This window comes from Henriciella sp. AS95, assembly GCF_038900055.1.
GTDB lineage: Bacteria > Pseudomonadota > Alphaproteobacteria > Caulobacterales > Hyphomonadaceae > Henriciella.
The window spans coordinates 3,771,282-3,785,351 of the sequence record NZ_JBBMQM010000001.1 but is presented as its reverse complement, the minus strand read 5'-3'; the positions used below and the strand labels follow the sequence as shown (position 1 = coordinate 3,785,351).

Sequence of the window (14,070 nt, the reverse complement as noted above, 5' to 3'; positions counted from 1 at the left end):
CGACCACCCCCTAACCCCGCACCACGACACCCTCTCAAACAATACAGACTGGGCAAGCTGAGAAAATAGTCGGGGTTTGGCGCGGAACGGGGCGCTCTTTATTATTGCGCGCCGAGAACCTCTTCATAGAGGGTCAGCAGCTGGTCTGCCTGTTCCTGCGTGGTTCGGATCTCGGGACGCTCAGGCGGGTTGGAATATTTCTCGTATTCGCGACTGAGCTTGGCTAGCACCCGGTCAAAATCCTGAGCCTGGCCAGGGTCGAACACGTGCCCGTTTTTGCCCTCGATCACATCTTCGGCGGCGGCGCCGCGATTTGAGGCAATAAGCCAGCAGCCTGATTGCAGGGCTTCCCGCGCGACGAGTCCGAAGCTTTCCGGCCAGATCGATGGGACAATGACCGCATTCAGGCGCTGATACAGCTTGGCGACTTCTGCCTGCGGTATGAACCCGATCCGCTCGACCTCGGTTGCACCCCAGTACTCGGCATAGGACTCGTTCTGGCGCAGCGCATGGTCGACGACGATCAGCTTTATCTGATCGTGGTTGCCGCGCATGAAAGCTGCGCGCATCTGATGGTAGCCCTTGTAATGGGCGATGCCCGCCAGATATCCGATCATCAGTTTTTCCGACGGCTTCTTCTTGAGCGCCCTCATCGGCCGGCTGCCATTGGGAATGGCGATGACACCCTTCAGCCCGGCATGCTGTTCAATGACCTGCTGGAATGTTTCCGAGACAGTCAGAATTCGAGCGGCGCCGTCGAGGGCCTGCCAGAGAGCCTGTTGACGTTTGACGGCGTCCGAGCCGAACACGGCCTCGGTCTTGTCCGGGTCGCGATAGTCATACGTCTCGATGTCACCCGCCTCGTTGACGAGAAACTGACGGTCAGAAATCCACCATCCATCATGCATGGTGATGACGTAGGGAATAGCGCGGTCCCGCGCCACCAGAGCAATACCGCTCGTCAGGCGCTGGACGCAATGAAAGTGAATGATGTCCGGCTGGACCTGGTCGAGCACGGCGTCAATCCGCGCCCGCATTTTCTCGTCATCTAGAAGGAAATCGACATTAGGGTCCTGCGTTGCGGTCACCGCATAGACCGGACCTTCAGGCGTGCTGTAGCTGCGCATCATGTGTTCGATGGTGCCGCCCTGCAGCGAACAGAACACGCTGACGTCCTGAACGCGGCGATCCTTGTGGAAGTCACGGACATTGTCCGCCACAACGCGTGTCGCGCCGCCGATCATTTGCGGCGCATAGAAAACGTTTACGACGAGAATGCGCATCAGGCGACGACGGCCTTTCGCTGACGGGTTGGTTTCTTTTCGGCGAACAGGGCTTCTAGGTTCGACTTCAACTGGCCTGCCATTTGAGGCACGGAGTAAGTTTCCAGCGCCTGTTCGCGCGCCATGTTACCGATGCTTTGTCGCAAAGCTGCATCATCGACGAGGGTTAGCAGCCTGGCGACCCATTCATCGCGCGTATTGGCGATCATGCCATTTTCACCATCGGTGATGATCTCTGCCATCGTTGCGGTCCCGCTGACGACGGAAGGGATGCCGAGCATGGCCGCTTCGAGCCATTTGATCTCGCTTTTGCAGTCGGTAAGAAGGCTTTTCTTGAGCACCGCGACATTGATGTCGGCCTCTGAGAGCGTCTTCCAATATGCCGATACATCCCAGATCGGCTCGGCTTGAACGACGCGATCAGGGAACCTCTGTGTGAGTTGAGGCGCATCAACATGGCCCAGCGTATGGAGCTCCACATTTGGTCTCTGCTCCAGCACGCTGGCAATTGCGTCAAAGAAGACCTCCTGCAGGAAATCCTTATGGGCCTTCGTACCTGACCCATAGAATATTCGAATCCTGTCGCGGTTACCGCGTCCGCGGGCAGAGCGGTGCTCCGCAGCCTTTATGGCGTCATGGTGCTTTGAAGAGAGGGCATTGCGATGCGTGATGACGTGCGATGAACGAACATATCGCGCCAGCTCCTGAGCGAGCGGTGGTGTCGAGGCCAGTCCGTATTCGCACAGCCGGGCAACGCCGCCATTATAGGATGTCGTCAGTTGCAGTCCCGCATACTCTTCTTTGGAGAGAGACCGGTCATAGCTTTCATATGGCTCGGGAAAATGTTCAGGGTCGATCAGGAAATCGTCTATTTCATAGATGGTCGGCCGTCCCATCTTATTGGCGAGCCATACGACTTTCAAAACGTCGAAATGCGCTGGGACACGGTAAAACAGCCAGGCATCAAAAAGGCCAACCTGTTCGAAAGCCTCACGGCTTTCGGTTCGGAAATCAAACATTTCGACGTCGATACCAGCCTCTTTCAATTGCTCGATCTTCTGGTCGACCCGGTAGAGGCGGCATTGCGGCAAGAAAAGGTCTGCGAGGAATCCGATACGCATCGCCCGTCGCTGCAGAGGAGGCTGAAACCTGCGCGGTTTTTTGGGAAGTTCGGACCAGCCAAAGGGTTTTAGTGAGAGATAAGTGTCCTGGATCGCTGCATCGAGCTTGCTCAAGGCCTCATTCATGCGCCCACCCTTGGCCCATTGCTCTGCCGATTGGCGCTCCTGGGTGAAGATGGCGCGCTGCAGGCTTTCGACCTCGGACTCAACCCAGACACTGTCTTTTTCGATGGCCGCAGCCTCGTCAAGATAGGTTAGAGCCTGCCCCAGATTTCCGGTCCGTCGTTGCAAGTCTCCGCGGTGATAGGCAAGCCAGAACCGCTCAATGGGAACGCCGCTCTTAACGCCTTCAAGCAAGCGGGATGCGCCCCAGATGCGATTGAGATTCTTGTAATGACTGACCGCAATCAGCCGAAGCCGTGATGACTCATGTCCCAGCACCAGCATTTTCTCACTGAGGTCGAGAGCCAGCTGAGGATTGGTCCGGTTGATGTGAACGATCGCATCGACGACAGCAGATATGGTTCCCTGAGGCATGTCAAAACCGAATCGTCCTTCAGGAATGCCGGATTTCAGAAAGTGCAGCATCAACTGCGACGAGGACCAGCTCAAGGGTAGGTCCGGATAGGTATTCCGATAGGCCTCATGCGGAAAATCGCGAAGCAGCCGCGTCGCTGTCACGCCAACTGTCTTGAGCATGTGGGCTTCGCTTAAAAATCTTCCGGCGGCATATCCGTTTTCAAGCCAACGAAGGTAAAGGTTGGCATCGTCCAGTTTCTGAGTGTCCGGATACAGGCTCCGATGAAACGGCGGATCCGGTACGAGATGGAAATCGAGAGGATCCAGGCTTTGGTATCCTTTCTCAATCACATGTTCGACAACCTCGGATGCCTTATCCAGTGAGCAGCCCGAGCGGTTCAAGGCGTTGAAGGCTGCAAGATTGACCATGTCCTCAAGCGTGAGAACAGGCGCCTTGCCTCGATTGAAAACGCCGCCCAACCGATTTGCTTTGTTTGCTGCAGCATTTGGTGTAATCGTTTTGCGGACCGCAGACTTCAGGCGCCGAAACAGGGACGATGATTGGCGATGTAGCTGATAAGCCTGATGAAGCTGAGTGCGATCAGGGATTGAGCCAACGAGTTCGACCACGATGGACTGCATCTCAGCGCCGGTCATTCTGGGGCTGGGGGCACGTCCCTCCGAGAATCCGAACAGCAGGTAGTGGCCGAGCGGTTCGCTTCCGGCTTCAGAGACATCGTTGTTGGCTTTCAGGTAGTAGTCTGCATCGAAGTGCTCTTGAACGCAGGCGATCAGGCGCTTCTCTGGCAGTTCTGCATCGAGCGACAAACCCACACTCTCCAATTTCAGCCTCAACCCTGCGACAACTAGACCGTAGCGTCTTGCAGACGCAAGGTGGATTATGAGATTGGCGGCGACCGAATTGGGCGTTGTTCAGCTTGCAGGCAATCAGTTGCGCTTGCGCCCGGCGGTAGATAGAAAATCCCGTGTTTCAGAGTGGAGAGTTGGTTTGCGTATCGCACGGAGGTTGCTGAAGACACGGGACGAATCTGACTCGCTTTCCGTAGCCGCGCTGAACTACCGAATTCCACTATTCCATCCTGACTTTCCAGCGATCATCATGTGGTCTCAGAAGTCTGCGTGCACGATTGCCGTAAAGTGGTTTTTCTACCATCTAGGGCTTCTCGATGAGGCGCTTGAGCATCATCGCTGGATCCACAATTACGAGAATGATGTCTTCAAGGCGCGGCCGCGCTACCTTGAAGACTGTCGAGACGCGATCCGCGCTGGTATGCCGGTGATCAAGCTCGTGCGAAATCCATATGAGCGCGCTTTCAGCGGCTATTTGGAGACGTGCAACCGGCGCGTTGTGACGAATGACGATCATTGGTCGACGCAAGTAAGAATGTCAGTGCTCGAATACCTCACCGGTGACCGGCAGGACATGGAATACGCCTATTCGTTTCTTCAGTTCTGTGAATGGCTGGCCCAGCAGGACGCTTCCGGTCTGGATCCGCATATCTCGCCGCAGTACCAGGCGCTTGAGCGCTCGATAAATCTCACGGCTCTGCGTATTGATGATACGGGAAATGCCTTTTTGCGAATTGAGGAGATGTTCGCCCTGCCGTCGACGGCAAAGGTGAAGGGGCTGCACAATTCGCCGCACCATCACAGCAAAGTTCAGAAGAACGACGCCGAAATCCTGCGCCTCATGAGGCTCGGAGTACCCATTCACAAAGACAGGGCGTTCAAGGTTTTTGATGCGACTGCCTCGGCAATTGCGCAAAGCGATGCAGCCGAAAGCCTGCGGACTCTTTACCGCCATGACTTCGATGCGTACGGCTACCCAGTCTAGCATCGCTGCAAATTGAGAACGACCATGGACTCATCCGTTCCTCTCGAAAAATCTGCTGAGAAGCGTCGAAGGCTTCTCAAACGAGACACCACCGCCATCGGTGATCTGATGGCGGGCCTCCGTCTGCATGAGCTGTGGCGTGCACTCGCCTGGGAAAATGTCATTCAGAGGTATCGACGCGCCGCGCTCGGTGTTGGGTGGATCGCCATTTCCTTCATGCTGATGATCGCAGTTTTTGTTCTGGTGTTCGGGCGTTCGTCGCCTGTTCGAACCGAGTTCGAATACATGGTTTACCTGGCGACCGGACTGACAGCTTTCGGCTTTGTTTCAGGGATGGTTTCGGGTGGAGCCTCCATCTTCGCCAGTGGAGGAGGGTGGATAAAGTCTTCCAGAGCTCCACTGAGCGTCCTGATATACACGCACATAACGGGCGCGTTCTTCGAAATGTTTATCAATGCTCTGGTGCTTGTTCCGCTGATAATGATGCAAGGCGTACCGAGCGTTGAGCATCTCCTCATGGTGGTGGTGGCGTTGGCAATATTTGCGCTCAATGGCGTGTGGTGCTGCATGTTATTGGGGTCGCTCGGCGCCTGGTCGTCTGACTTCCAGAATTTGCTGCCTGCGATCATGAGGATTGCCTTCTTCGCAACGCCGGTCTTCTGGGATTACGAAGTCGTGCAGGGGCGGCGGCTCCTGCTTGCCCACTACAATCCCTTCACCCACTTTATTGAAGTATTCCGTCTGCCGCTGATGGGAGAGTCACCCAGTTTGACGAACTGGACAGTCGTGATTCTCGTGACGATTGGGGGCTGGATCGCTGGTCTGATCGCCTTTTCAATGTCCAAGCGTCGCTTGGCGGCGTGGGTGTAGGCATGACAAGTATCAAGCTCGATAATGTCAGCTTTTCGTATCCTGTTCGCCTCACCATGGGGGGGCGTCTGAAGCCCGGTGAATTGCCGGAAGACCCGCGTATGAAACTTGGTCGCAACGGTCGGCTGAAGAAGTTTCAGGTGCTCAGCGACATATCGCTGGACCTCGCCGAGGGCGACAAGCTGGCAATCATCGGCCGGAATGGATCAGGCAAATCCACTTTGCTTCGATTGCTTCACAGCATCTTTCAGCCGGAGCAGGGCACGGTTGTGATCGATGGAATGACCGATGCCTTGTTTGAGCTGTCTATCGGCACCCGGCAGACCGCGACGGGCTATCAGAATATCATCCTTGGCGGATTGATGCGTGGGTTCACGAAAGAGGAAATTCGTGAATACATGCCAGCCATTGTTGAGTTCAGCGGCTTGGGAGAATTCATCTATCTACCGATGAGCACCTATTCTGCGGGCATGAAAGCGCGACTGCTGTTTTCCCTGGCGACGGCGTTTGAACCCGAAATACTTCTCCTCGACGAATGGGTGTCTGCCGGCGATGCGGATTTCCGGGAGAAAGCCAAGGCGCGAATGCGTGAGCACGCAGACAAGGCGGGCATTCTGGTCCTGGCCTCGCATTCCACGCGCCTTTTGCGTGCAAATTGCAACAAGGCGCTCTGGCTCGAAAAGGGCCGTGTCGTGCGATTTGGTGAACTTGAAGAAGTCTTTGAAGAGTTTGATGCTGTCGTCCAGCAAGGCACTCAGCAATTGCCCGATCTGGATGACGACGTGCAGGATCTTGCGTAGGCATGCGGCGTCGGCCCCGATGCTTTGTGCGGCAAGAAACCGTTTCCGTTCGTCCCGAGCGCCCGAATGGCGGGTTTGCCTTTGGCCGGTCTGGACCGCGGTCACCGTCCCGCCTAAGGGAATACCTGTGAGCGAAATCCATGGAGCGAGATGTAGATGAATTTTTCCAAGATTAGCGGTCTGCTGGAGTTGGTCATGCTGGACTGCAAGGTCTTCGCTCGCGTCGACAGTTCGCAGTTGGCTCAGCCTCTCGAACTTGCGGTCGGGGATGTCTCGTTACCCTTCGAGCCGGTTGGAAACGCCGCGCAGGTGGACAATTTCTCTTGGCCGGTCCGACTGATCAGCGAGAGTATCAGTGAAAATGTGGCGGCGCACCGTGATGGGCACGAAGTCGAAAACGGTGTTGAATGTCACGTCAATCACCTGTTCGATTGGGCGTTGAGCGGCGGCGACACAATGCAGCTGATGATCACCGAGAGGGATCGTCCGCTGACCATCAATTTTGGAGCCCCGCTGAAAGTAGACCCCAGCGACCGCCGCCACTTCTTCAGTGCTCATGTCGCTGCGCACCGCGCCAGATGTACGCTCGTCGTTGAAATGACCGATGTCGGTTCTGGAAAAACCAAAACCCATCGGGTCGTTATCGATCCGACGAAGCGGGGCGGACAGCTGAAAGCTGGATATCTCGCCGTCAACATTCCGTTCGCTCCGGGTGATGCCGGTTCGCTGGTGCAGGTTACGACGGACTATGAGGCCTATCTGGAAGACGGAACGGGCAGTGAGCCCTGGCTCTTTATCGCCGATGCGCAGGTGTCTACGACGCCGAATTCCAAAGAACAGGTCCTGTCGCCTGTCCAGTTGATAGAGTCCGACGCTTCGGCCAGCGACGAGTGGCTCGTGGCCTACATGCCGACCATCCTGACCATGGCGGATGACGTGTGGATCGGGGCTGGAGCAGACAAACAGCGACTCAATCTCGGTGCAGACACGACCGTCGAGATCACCGAAAACCATGGCCATATGGTTGCAATTCGCGCAGATGATCCTGGCGTCTTTGCCTTGTTGGTTGATGGTCAGCCAGCGATGCGGCTCACCCTCACCACCGAAGCGAATTTCTTCAGCATTCCGCGCGCATTTCTCAATGGCGCGATACGCCAACTGGCGATTGCGGATAAGTCTGGCACCGTCCGCTTTCGCGAATCCCAACATCTGATGTCATGGATCCTGACGCCTGCGGAAATCTTGCAGCGCGAAACCAATCCGCCGTTTCCGACATCCATTTTTCCTCAGTCAGCTTTACGGTTTGACAGCCTGAAGGCGCATATCGCCAACAACCCGAAAAGCGCTGATCTGGAACAGCTGGGCTATGTAATGTCCGTGCTTGAGGGCGGCTACGAACGTGTCCAGCTGAAACCTCTTAAATTTCCCAAGGTCTCCAATCCCGAAGTGTCGGTGATCATTCCTGCGCACAACAAGGTTGAAGTGACCTACTTTGCCCTCTGTTCCTTGCTCGCCGCCTACAATGAAACGACTTTCGAGGTCATTGTCGTTGACGATGGCTCTACGGATGAAACTGTTGAGCTGGAGACAATCGTCTCCGGCATCAAGGTCATTCACAATTCAGAGCCTTTGAGGTTTATTCGGGCTTGTAACAAAGGCGCGGAAGCCGCGCGCGGCAAATACATCGTCCTGCTGAACAATGATGTTGAAGTGACGCACACTTGGCTGGATGAGCTGCGCGCCGCTTTTGATCGCTTCCCGAATGCGGGACTGGTTGGGTCCAAACTTCTCTACCCGAATGGAGACCTGCAGGATGCCGGCGGAATCATCTGGGGGTCGGGCAATCCCTGGAATTTTGGCAATCGAGCCAACGCTAACGAACCGCGTTACTCATATGCACGCCAGGCAGACTATCTTTCGGGCGCAGCCATGATGGTTCCGAAGAAAATCTGGGACAAGGTCGACGGCCTGTCGAACTATCTGGAACCTATGTATTTCGAGGACACTGATTTCGCCTTCAAGGTCCGGGAAGCCGGTTATCAGACCTGGTTTGTTCCATCGTCGATTGTCTATCACTATGAGGGCATGACGAGTGGAACTGATACATCGTCTGGGTTCAAACGCTTTCAGGAAGTCAATCGCCCCAAATTCAAGCGGCGTTGGGCGCGGGAGTTCGCAAATTTCGGTCAGGAAGGCGTCCGGCCCGATCTGGAAAAAGATCGTGGAATCGTCGGCCGCGTCCTGTTCGTGGACTATTCGACGCCGCTTCCCGATAAGGACGCTGGATCGTACGCAGCGATCCAGGAAATCAAGCTCGTCCAGTCTCTGGGCTACAAGGTCAGTTTCCTGCCCATGAACATGGCTGTGCTCGGAAACTATACAACCGAGCTGCAGAAGATGGGCGTGGAGGTTATCTACGCACCGTTCTTCATGAGCCCATCGGAGTATCTGCAACAGCATGCCGCAGATTTCGACGCGTTCTATCTTACGCGCTATTATGTTGCTCGTGAGGTGATCCCACACATTCGCCGGCATGCTCCAACCGCACGCATACTCTTCAACAATGCCGACCTGCACTTCCTGCGGGAGTTGCGCACCGCCCGCGCAGAAAACGATTCAGTGAGACGCGAAGCGGCAAAGCAGATCCGAGATGAGGAAATGAGCATCATCGACCAGGTCGATGTTGTGCTGTCCTATAATGAGGTTGAGCACTCCGTTATCGAGGCTTACGCCGAAAGCGACGTGAAAGTCCTCAAATGTCCGTGGACGGTCGAAATCGCGGAAGACATCCCGCCGGTTGAGGGGCGCAAGGGGCTTTCCTTCCTTGGAAGTTTCAGACACCACCCCAATGCGGAAGGCATTGAATGGTTTGCCCGCACGATCATGCCGCGGCTCTCTTCAAGCCAGCCCGAAACGACGCTTTCGATTTATGGTTCGTCGATGTCGAGCCAGATCAAGGCGCTTGCTTGCGAAAATATCGAACCCGTCGGTTTTGTAGAGCACGTGCGCGATGCCTTCGACCCGCACCGGATTTTCGTGGCGCCGTTATTGTCCGGTGCAGGCCTTAAGGGCAAGGTGATGAGCGCGATGTCTCATGGCATTCCTTGTGTTCTTTCGCCTGTCGCCGCTGAAGGCATTGGGCTACGCAATGGCTACGATTGTCTCATTGCCGAAAGTGAAGAAGATTGGTGCACCGCCATCGAAAAGCTCAATTCCGACGACGCGCTCTGGAACACAATTTCTCAAAATTCGCTGAGATATCTGGAAGAAACGTATTCCTTTGAGAAAGGCCGGAAACAGATGTTGGCGGCATTCGAAACGGCTGACTTATATCTCTCTGTTCTTTGATGAATTATAACTATAACGAGAAAATGCCCGATGCTACCATGCCGAAAGAGCTGGGTGGGCAATGTGGAGGTCTATAATGAACAGAAAAGTCGTTCTGCACTACCATCTCTTCAAGAATGCCGGCACGTCAGTTGATCGAACACTTCAGAAAAATTTTGGAGATCGCTGGCTGACGAAGGAGTTTCCAAATCAGGGCGGAAATAACAGTCCTCTCGTCGCTGAGTGGATCGCATCAACCCCCGAGGGCGTCGCTTATTCTTCGCACACAATGCTGGGCCCTATCCCTGAGGTTGAGAGGGTCGACATCATCCCTGTTATCCTGCTGCGCGATCCGATTGATCGCATCAAGTCTGCCTACAAATTTGAGCAGAAGCAGGATGCCGACACCTGGGGGGCGCAACTGGCCAAGGAGCATGATTTTGGCGGTTATGTTCGCGCGCGCCTTGATCGGAAGGGCGACCGCCAATGCCGCGACTTCCAGACCGAACGGATTGCATCCCTGAAACCGGGCGACGGCTCGGAAATCGACCGTGCCGTTGCCGCTCTGGAAGCCATTCATTCGGCTGGAACAGTTGGACTGGTCGAGCGATTCGATAGTTTCATGGTGCGCCTGACGGACCGCCTGCAGCCCTTCTATGAGGACTTTCAGGGCGAGGCTGTTCGCGCGAACGTTTCCTCGAAATCGGCAAGCGCGCCGCTTGATCCGAGCCTCTCAGCTCTGCTGCTGGACGCGAACAAACAGGATTTCAAACTCATGAAAAGGGCGAGGGAGCTGATCCGTCTGGAGACGGTCGCCAGCGGCGAGTAAGCTGGCGCCGGGCACTGTCGTCATCAAGTCAGTCATCGCTCGTTGCCGGGGTGGCGCCCGGCAGCTGAATATTAATGGCGCGCATATCTGCAAACGTTTCCCTGACAATGTCCTTCCGGAACTCTGCAGGATTGAATGCTAATCCCTGGCGCCTCAGGAACTTCACGAGCTTTTCGATATGCATCAGCGACGGTCCCTGTCCGGGCATCCGGCCAGCATAATCGTGGATCGGCGATTTCTGATGTCCCAGAATATCGAGGATATGCATTGACGAGCCGGCTTCGACGACAATTTCCTCCGCATTCGAAAGAAGCCGGATCTGTTGTCGGTTAGTGAGTGTGGACGCATTGTTGCGGATGCGATATTCCCTCTGGAAATTGCTATTTCAGGAATTCTATTTTGTCGGAGATACCGAGCACACCCTTAAAACTATTCCAGTTTTGGAACACAGAGAGCGCTCCCGATGAGGTTGAGTCTCTGATGTCGACATGGGCCAATGAAAGCGCATTCGAATACGCTCGATTCAATTCTGAATCAGCGGCGGAGTTCATCGAAACTCACTTCGACAGCCGCACCCTGGCTGCGTATCGCAAGTGTGCAATCCCTGCCATGCAAGCTGATTTCTTTCGCTATTGCGCCTTATGGGTCCACGGTGGTGTCTACGTCGATGCTGACACCGGAAACAGTGGCAAGCTTCCTGAGCTTATCAGCGGTCGGAAAATCGGCTTGTTGATGACGCGCCAAACACGCATCGCAAATGACTTTCTGTTCGTCCGGCAGCCACATGCAGAGCTCTATGAAAAATCAGTCGAACAAGCTGTTGAAAACGTTGAGAACGAGATATCCAACAACGTCTGGATGGTGACGGGCCCCGGAATCATGACCCACATGCATGAAGATCCTGAGCGCAGTTCGATTTTTGAGGGCTATGACATGGAGCCTGCGAGTCTCGTGCGCCAGTATGTGCTGTTTCGCAATGATCTAGAGTATAAGAGCGGCGACCAAGACTGGCGCAAGAACCTGAAAGAAGGCGGCGAGTCCATCTTTGTCAGCTGAATTTGAAGTCGATGTCGGACGAATGCAGGTTCCAGACCGCCGCATTGCCGAGCCAATGCGCATAAGGAGTGAGATTTGAGTCGAGCACGCGATCTAAAGCGGGTCATGAGAGCGCTTCATTCAGGTGATCTGGAATTGGCACAACAGTTGACCGATTCATTGATCCAAGAGCATGAAGTCAGTTCGCCTGATAACATCCACGAGATTCCCTTTGACGCTTCGGTCGATGTCGAATCGTCGACACGTGATCAGGGATATGTCTTCGTAAGTGGTGCTCCCCGCAGCGGCACAACGGCACTCGGGAAACTTCTCAGCCTTCATCCCAAGATTTCAATGTTCATTGAGCTGTATTCGTCCCGGTTTGGATACAGACCAGGGATGTTTGACCCGAAGGAAATCAAGCGGTTTCATGAAATGGGCGTACTTAAATCGCTCGATCAGCATCGAAACCCGGCGGTTTTTGATGCAATGACAGACGACGCCATTGTTGGTGACAAGCGCCCCAATTTCATGGACTCCGCTGCGCTCACGCTAAACCACTTCAAAAACCAAAAGCTATTTGTTGTTCACGTCGTGCGAGATCCGTTCGAGGTGGCACATTCTTATATCGAGCGAGCGCGAAATGGCACATGGCCGGCAGACCGCGATCACACGGTCGCGGTTAAGGAACTCAACCAGAACAACAAGACGGCCCTTAGCTTGTCCAGGTTTGGCTTGGCGGGGCAAAACCAACATCTAATTGTGCTGAATTACGCGACTTTCTGGAGCGACGTCGAAAATCTGGTCGCATTGTTTGACAAGCTTGGCCTCGACAGCAGCGCCATACCTCACAGAGACTTGGAGCAATTTTGCAAAAGCTCCATCAAGGTGAGTGAAAAACCTCGAGAATTGACGCAGCTTGAGCAGAATGAAATAGAAAGCCAGTTCGACTTTGAGACCTATGAGGCACTTTTGGCGGAGTGTACTTTTTGACGAACTCGCGAGGGCACTAGCGTCTTTATGGCTGCTCCTGACTTGAAGCTATCACAATTCCAGATTGACGATGCAGACCCCTTTTCGCGCGACATACGAGAACTGAACGAATTCGTTTCGCCGGGTGTACTTCGGCGATACCAGCTCGCCATATGGAATGAAGGCCTGTTCGAACTCCAAACGCCGTTTCAGGCAGCGCCATTGGCGATCACTCGGTCGATCGGAGCGAAGCGAAACGAACTTTGGCTCGGCGGGCAACTTCAGGACGGAAAGGAAGTCTGGCTACTGACGGGGTTGGTGCATGAGGGGTTTCCGATTGTTGCGGCTGTGGTCATCGAGGCGCCTGAAAGTTCCAGCTTTGACTATGTCGCCTTGAAGAAATCGCCCGCAATTAAATCAGGACCGCCAACTGAAAAGCTGGTGCGGTTTCGCGATCTCAGGCAAACGATTTCTATCGATTGGAGCAGGTCGGTCGAACCAGAACTTGCCATCGGTCATACGAACTTTGCTCACTTCTGCTGGAACGAGTTGCCGGCACTTGCCAACATCTTGGAAGATAGCGGTAATCCCTCACCGGCCTGTCATAAGGTCCGTGTCGAGCATTCCACGCTGGCTCCGATGCCCGAAATTTTCCCCGAACTGAATTCCCAGCAATTCTTCTTTGTGGGTGAAAGCGCTAATTTCGGACGAGACGATTCTCTTATATTCCGGGCTGGCTCCTCTGTGCTGGACAAGCGGGCCAAAAGACGGATTCAGAGGGTTGTAAGGTCGGCCGATCTGGCGCCTGAGGTGAAAGAGCTTGGGCAGCGGATCGAGCGAGACGCTCTCACCACCGTGTGGATCACATTGCGGTTCAAGAATCGCACATCAACGAACCAGTTCGAGTTCATCGTTCATCTGGTCAAGGCGCTGTTGAACGGATTTGACGACCTGCTGATCGTTCTGAATGGATTTTCCATTCCTGAAGGTGCTCTTCAACCTCCCTCAGAAGCCACCGCTGAACATCCTCAGGTTTTGAACTGTCGAGCGTTTTATTCTGATCTGATGGAGCGCATTCCTGACAATGCAAAGCACCGCGTCGTTGATCTGAGTGGCGTTTCTGTAAAGGACGCAATTTACCTTGCGGGGTTCTCGTCCTTCTACATCGCGCACCCTGGAACCATTCAGCATAAAGTCGGGTGGTTCTGGGAAAAAAGTGGCGTCCTTGTTGAGCCTCAACGTGGCGAGAGAATCGCGAACTGGTATGCAAAAAACGTTGAAGACAGCATCAAGCCTTATTGTGTCGACCCAAAATTCTTCGACGTTCACCCTTCAGGCGATGATTTGGACCGAAATGCATTCTACGAGATCATCGATGTGGATGGGTTAGTACAGCAGATCTTGTCGCTGGCAGAGCCTCATTTGCTTGATGGTCGCAGCAAAGCGTAAGACTGAGAAC

11 protein-coding genes are annotated in these 14,070 nt (G+C 54.5%); 8 read left to right on the top strand and 3 right to left on the bottom strand.

Translation table 11 applies throughout. From position 1 onward, the window contains the following. Positions 1–101: 101 nt before the first annotated feature. Both WNY37_RS18320 and WNY37_RS18315 read right to left on the bottom strand, forming a co-directional pair. Complete coding sequence (locus WNY37_RS18320) at positions 102–1,283, bottom strand: glycosyltransferase family 4 protein (RefSeq protein WP_342974852.1); 1,182 nt, start codon at positions 1,281–1,283, stop codon at positions 102–104. Continuing rightward, the gene (locus WNY37_RS18315; protein ID WP_342974851.1) at positions 1,283–3,751 is read right to left on the bottom strand and encodes a glycosyltransferase; all 2,469 of its coding nucleotides are present in this window, start codon (positions 3,749–3,751) and stop codon (positions 1,283–1,285) included. Before WNY37_RS18315 ends, WNY37_RS18320 begins: the two co-directional genes overlap by 1 nt. Before the next feature lie 181 nt (positions 3,752–3,932). On the opposite strand from WNY37_RS18315, the gene WNY37_RS18310 reads away from it, so the two are divergent. The 5 genes from WNY37_RS18310 to WNY37_RS18290 all read left to right on the top strand — a co-directional run bounded on the left by WNY37_RS18310 (position 3,933) and on the right by WNY37_RS18290 (position 10,604). Continuing rightward, entirely contained in the window at positions 3,933–4,778 is an 846-nt protein-coding gene (locus WNY37_RS18310) for a sulfotransferase family 2 domain-containing protein (RefSeq protein WP_342974850.1), read from the top strand. Positions 4,779–4,802: 24 nt separating this feature from the next. Further along, a complete protein-coding gene (locus WNY37_RS18305) occupies positions 4,803–5,648 on the top strand; it encodes an ABC transporter permease (protein ID WP_342974849.1) in 846 nt (281 codons plus the stop codon). Between the two features lie 2 nt (positions 5,649–5,650). Beyond that, positions 5,651–6,448: an ABC transporter ATP-binding protein gene (locus WNY37_RS18300; RefSeq protein ID WP_342974848.1), complete on the top strand. Its 798-nt coding sequence runs from the start codon at positions 5,651–5,653 to the stop codon at positions 6,446–6,448. Positions 6,449–6,604: 156 nt separating this feature from the next. Further along, entirely contained in the window at positions 6,605–9,796 is a 3,192-nt protein-coding gene (locus tag WNY37_RS18295) for a glycosyltransferase (RefSeq protein ID WP_342974847.1), read from the top strand. Between the two features lie 76 nt (positions 9,797–9,872). Beyond that, positions 9,873–10,604 carry a hypothetical protein gene (locus WNY37_RS18290; protein ID WP_342974846.1) on the top strand — a complete coding sequence of 244 codons (732 nt, stop codon included), beginning with the start codon at positions 9,873–9,875 and terminating at the stop codon, positions 10,602–10,604. A 28-nt stretch (positions 10,605–10,632) separates the two neighbouring features. Here WNY37_RS18290 and WNY37_RS18285 read toward each other — a convergent pair whose 3' ends face one another. Then, on the bottom strand, positions 10,633–10,872 hold the full coding sequence (locus WNY37_RS18285) for a hypothetical protein (RefSeq protein ID WP_342974845.1): 240 nt from the start codon (positions 10,870–10,872) through the stop codon (positions 10,633–10,635). 212 nt (positions 10,873–11,084) lie between these two features. Between WNY37_RS18285 and WNY37_RS18280 the strand changes: the two genes are divergently transcribed. From WNY37_RS18280 to WNY37_RS18270, 3 genes are all read left to right on the top strand, one after another. Further along, positions 11,085–11,660: a glycosyltransferase gene (locus WNY37_RS18280; RefSeq protein WP_342974844.1), complete on the top strand. Its 576-nt coding sequence runs from the start codon at positions 11,085–11,087 to the stop codon at positions 11,658–11,660. Positions 11,661–11,735: 75 nt separating this feature from the next. After that, positions 11,736–12,632, top strand: coding sequence for a sulfotransferase (locus WNY37_RS18275; RefSeq protein WP_342974843.1), 897 nt, complete (start codon positions 11,736–11,738; stop codon positions 12,630–12,632). Positions 12,633–12,659: 27 nt separating this feature from the next. Continuing rightward, positions 12,660–14,060: a hypothetical protein gene (locus tag WNY37_RS18270; protein WP_342974842.1), complete on the top strand. Its 1,401-nt coding sequence runs from the start codon at positions 12,660–12,662 to the stop codon at positions 14,058–14,060. Positions 14,061–14,070 lie beyond the last annotated feature (10 nt).

Coding starts and splice junctions, on each gene's coding strand:
- WNY37_RS18270 (WP_342974842.1), top strand. CDS start 12,660: ATGGCTGCTCCTGACTTGAAGCTATCACAATTCCAGATTGACGATGCA.
- WNY37_RS18300 (WP_342974848.1), top strand. CDS start 5,651: ATGACAAGTATCAAGCTCGATAATGTCAGCTTTTCGTATCCTGTTCGC.
- WNY37_RS18290 (WP_342974846.1), top strand. CDS start 9,873: ATGAACAGAAAAGTCGTTCTGCACTACCATCTCTTCAAGAATGCCGGC.
- WNY37_RS18320 (WP_342974852.1), bottom strand. CDS start 1,283: ATGCGCATTCTCGTCGTAAACGTTTTCTATGCGCCGCAAATGATCGGC.
- WNY37_RS18295 (WP_342974847.1), top strand. CDS start 6,605: ATGAATTTTTCCAAGATTAGCGGTCTGCTGGAGTTGGTCATGCTGGAC.
- WNY37_RS18285 (WP_342974845.1), bottom strand. CDS start 10,872: ATGCATATCCTCGATATTCTGGGACATCAGAAATCGCCGATCCACGAT.
- WNY37_RS18280 (WP_342974844.1), top strand. CDS start 11,085: ATGTCGACATGGGCCAATGAAAGCGCATTCGAATACGCTCGATTCAAT.
- WNY37_RS18305 (WP_342974849.1), top strand. CDS start 4,803: ATGGACTCATCCGTTCCTCTCGAAAAATCTGCTGAGAAGCGTCGAAGG.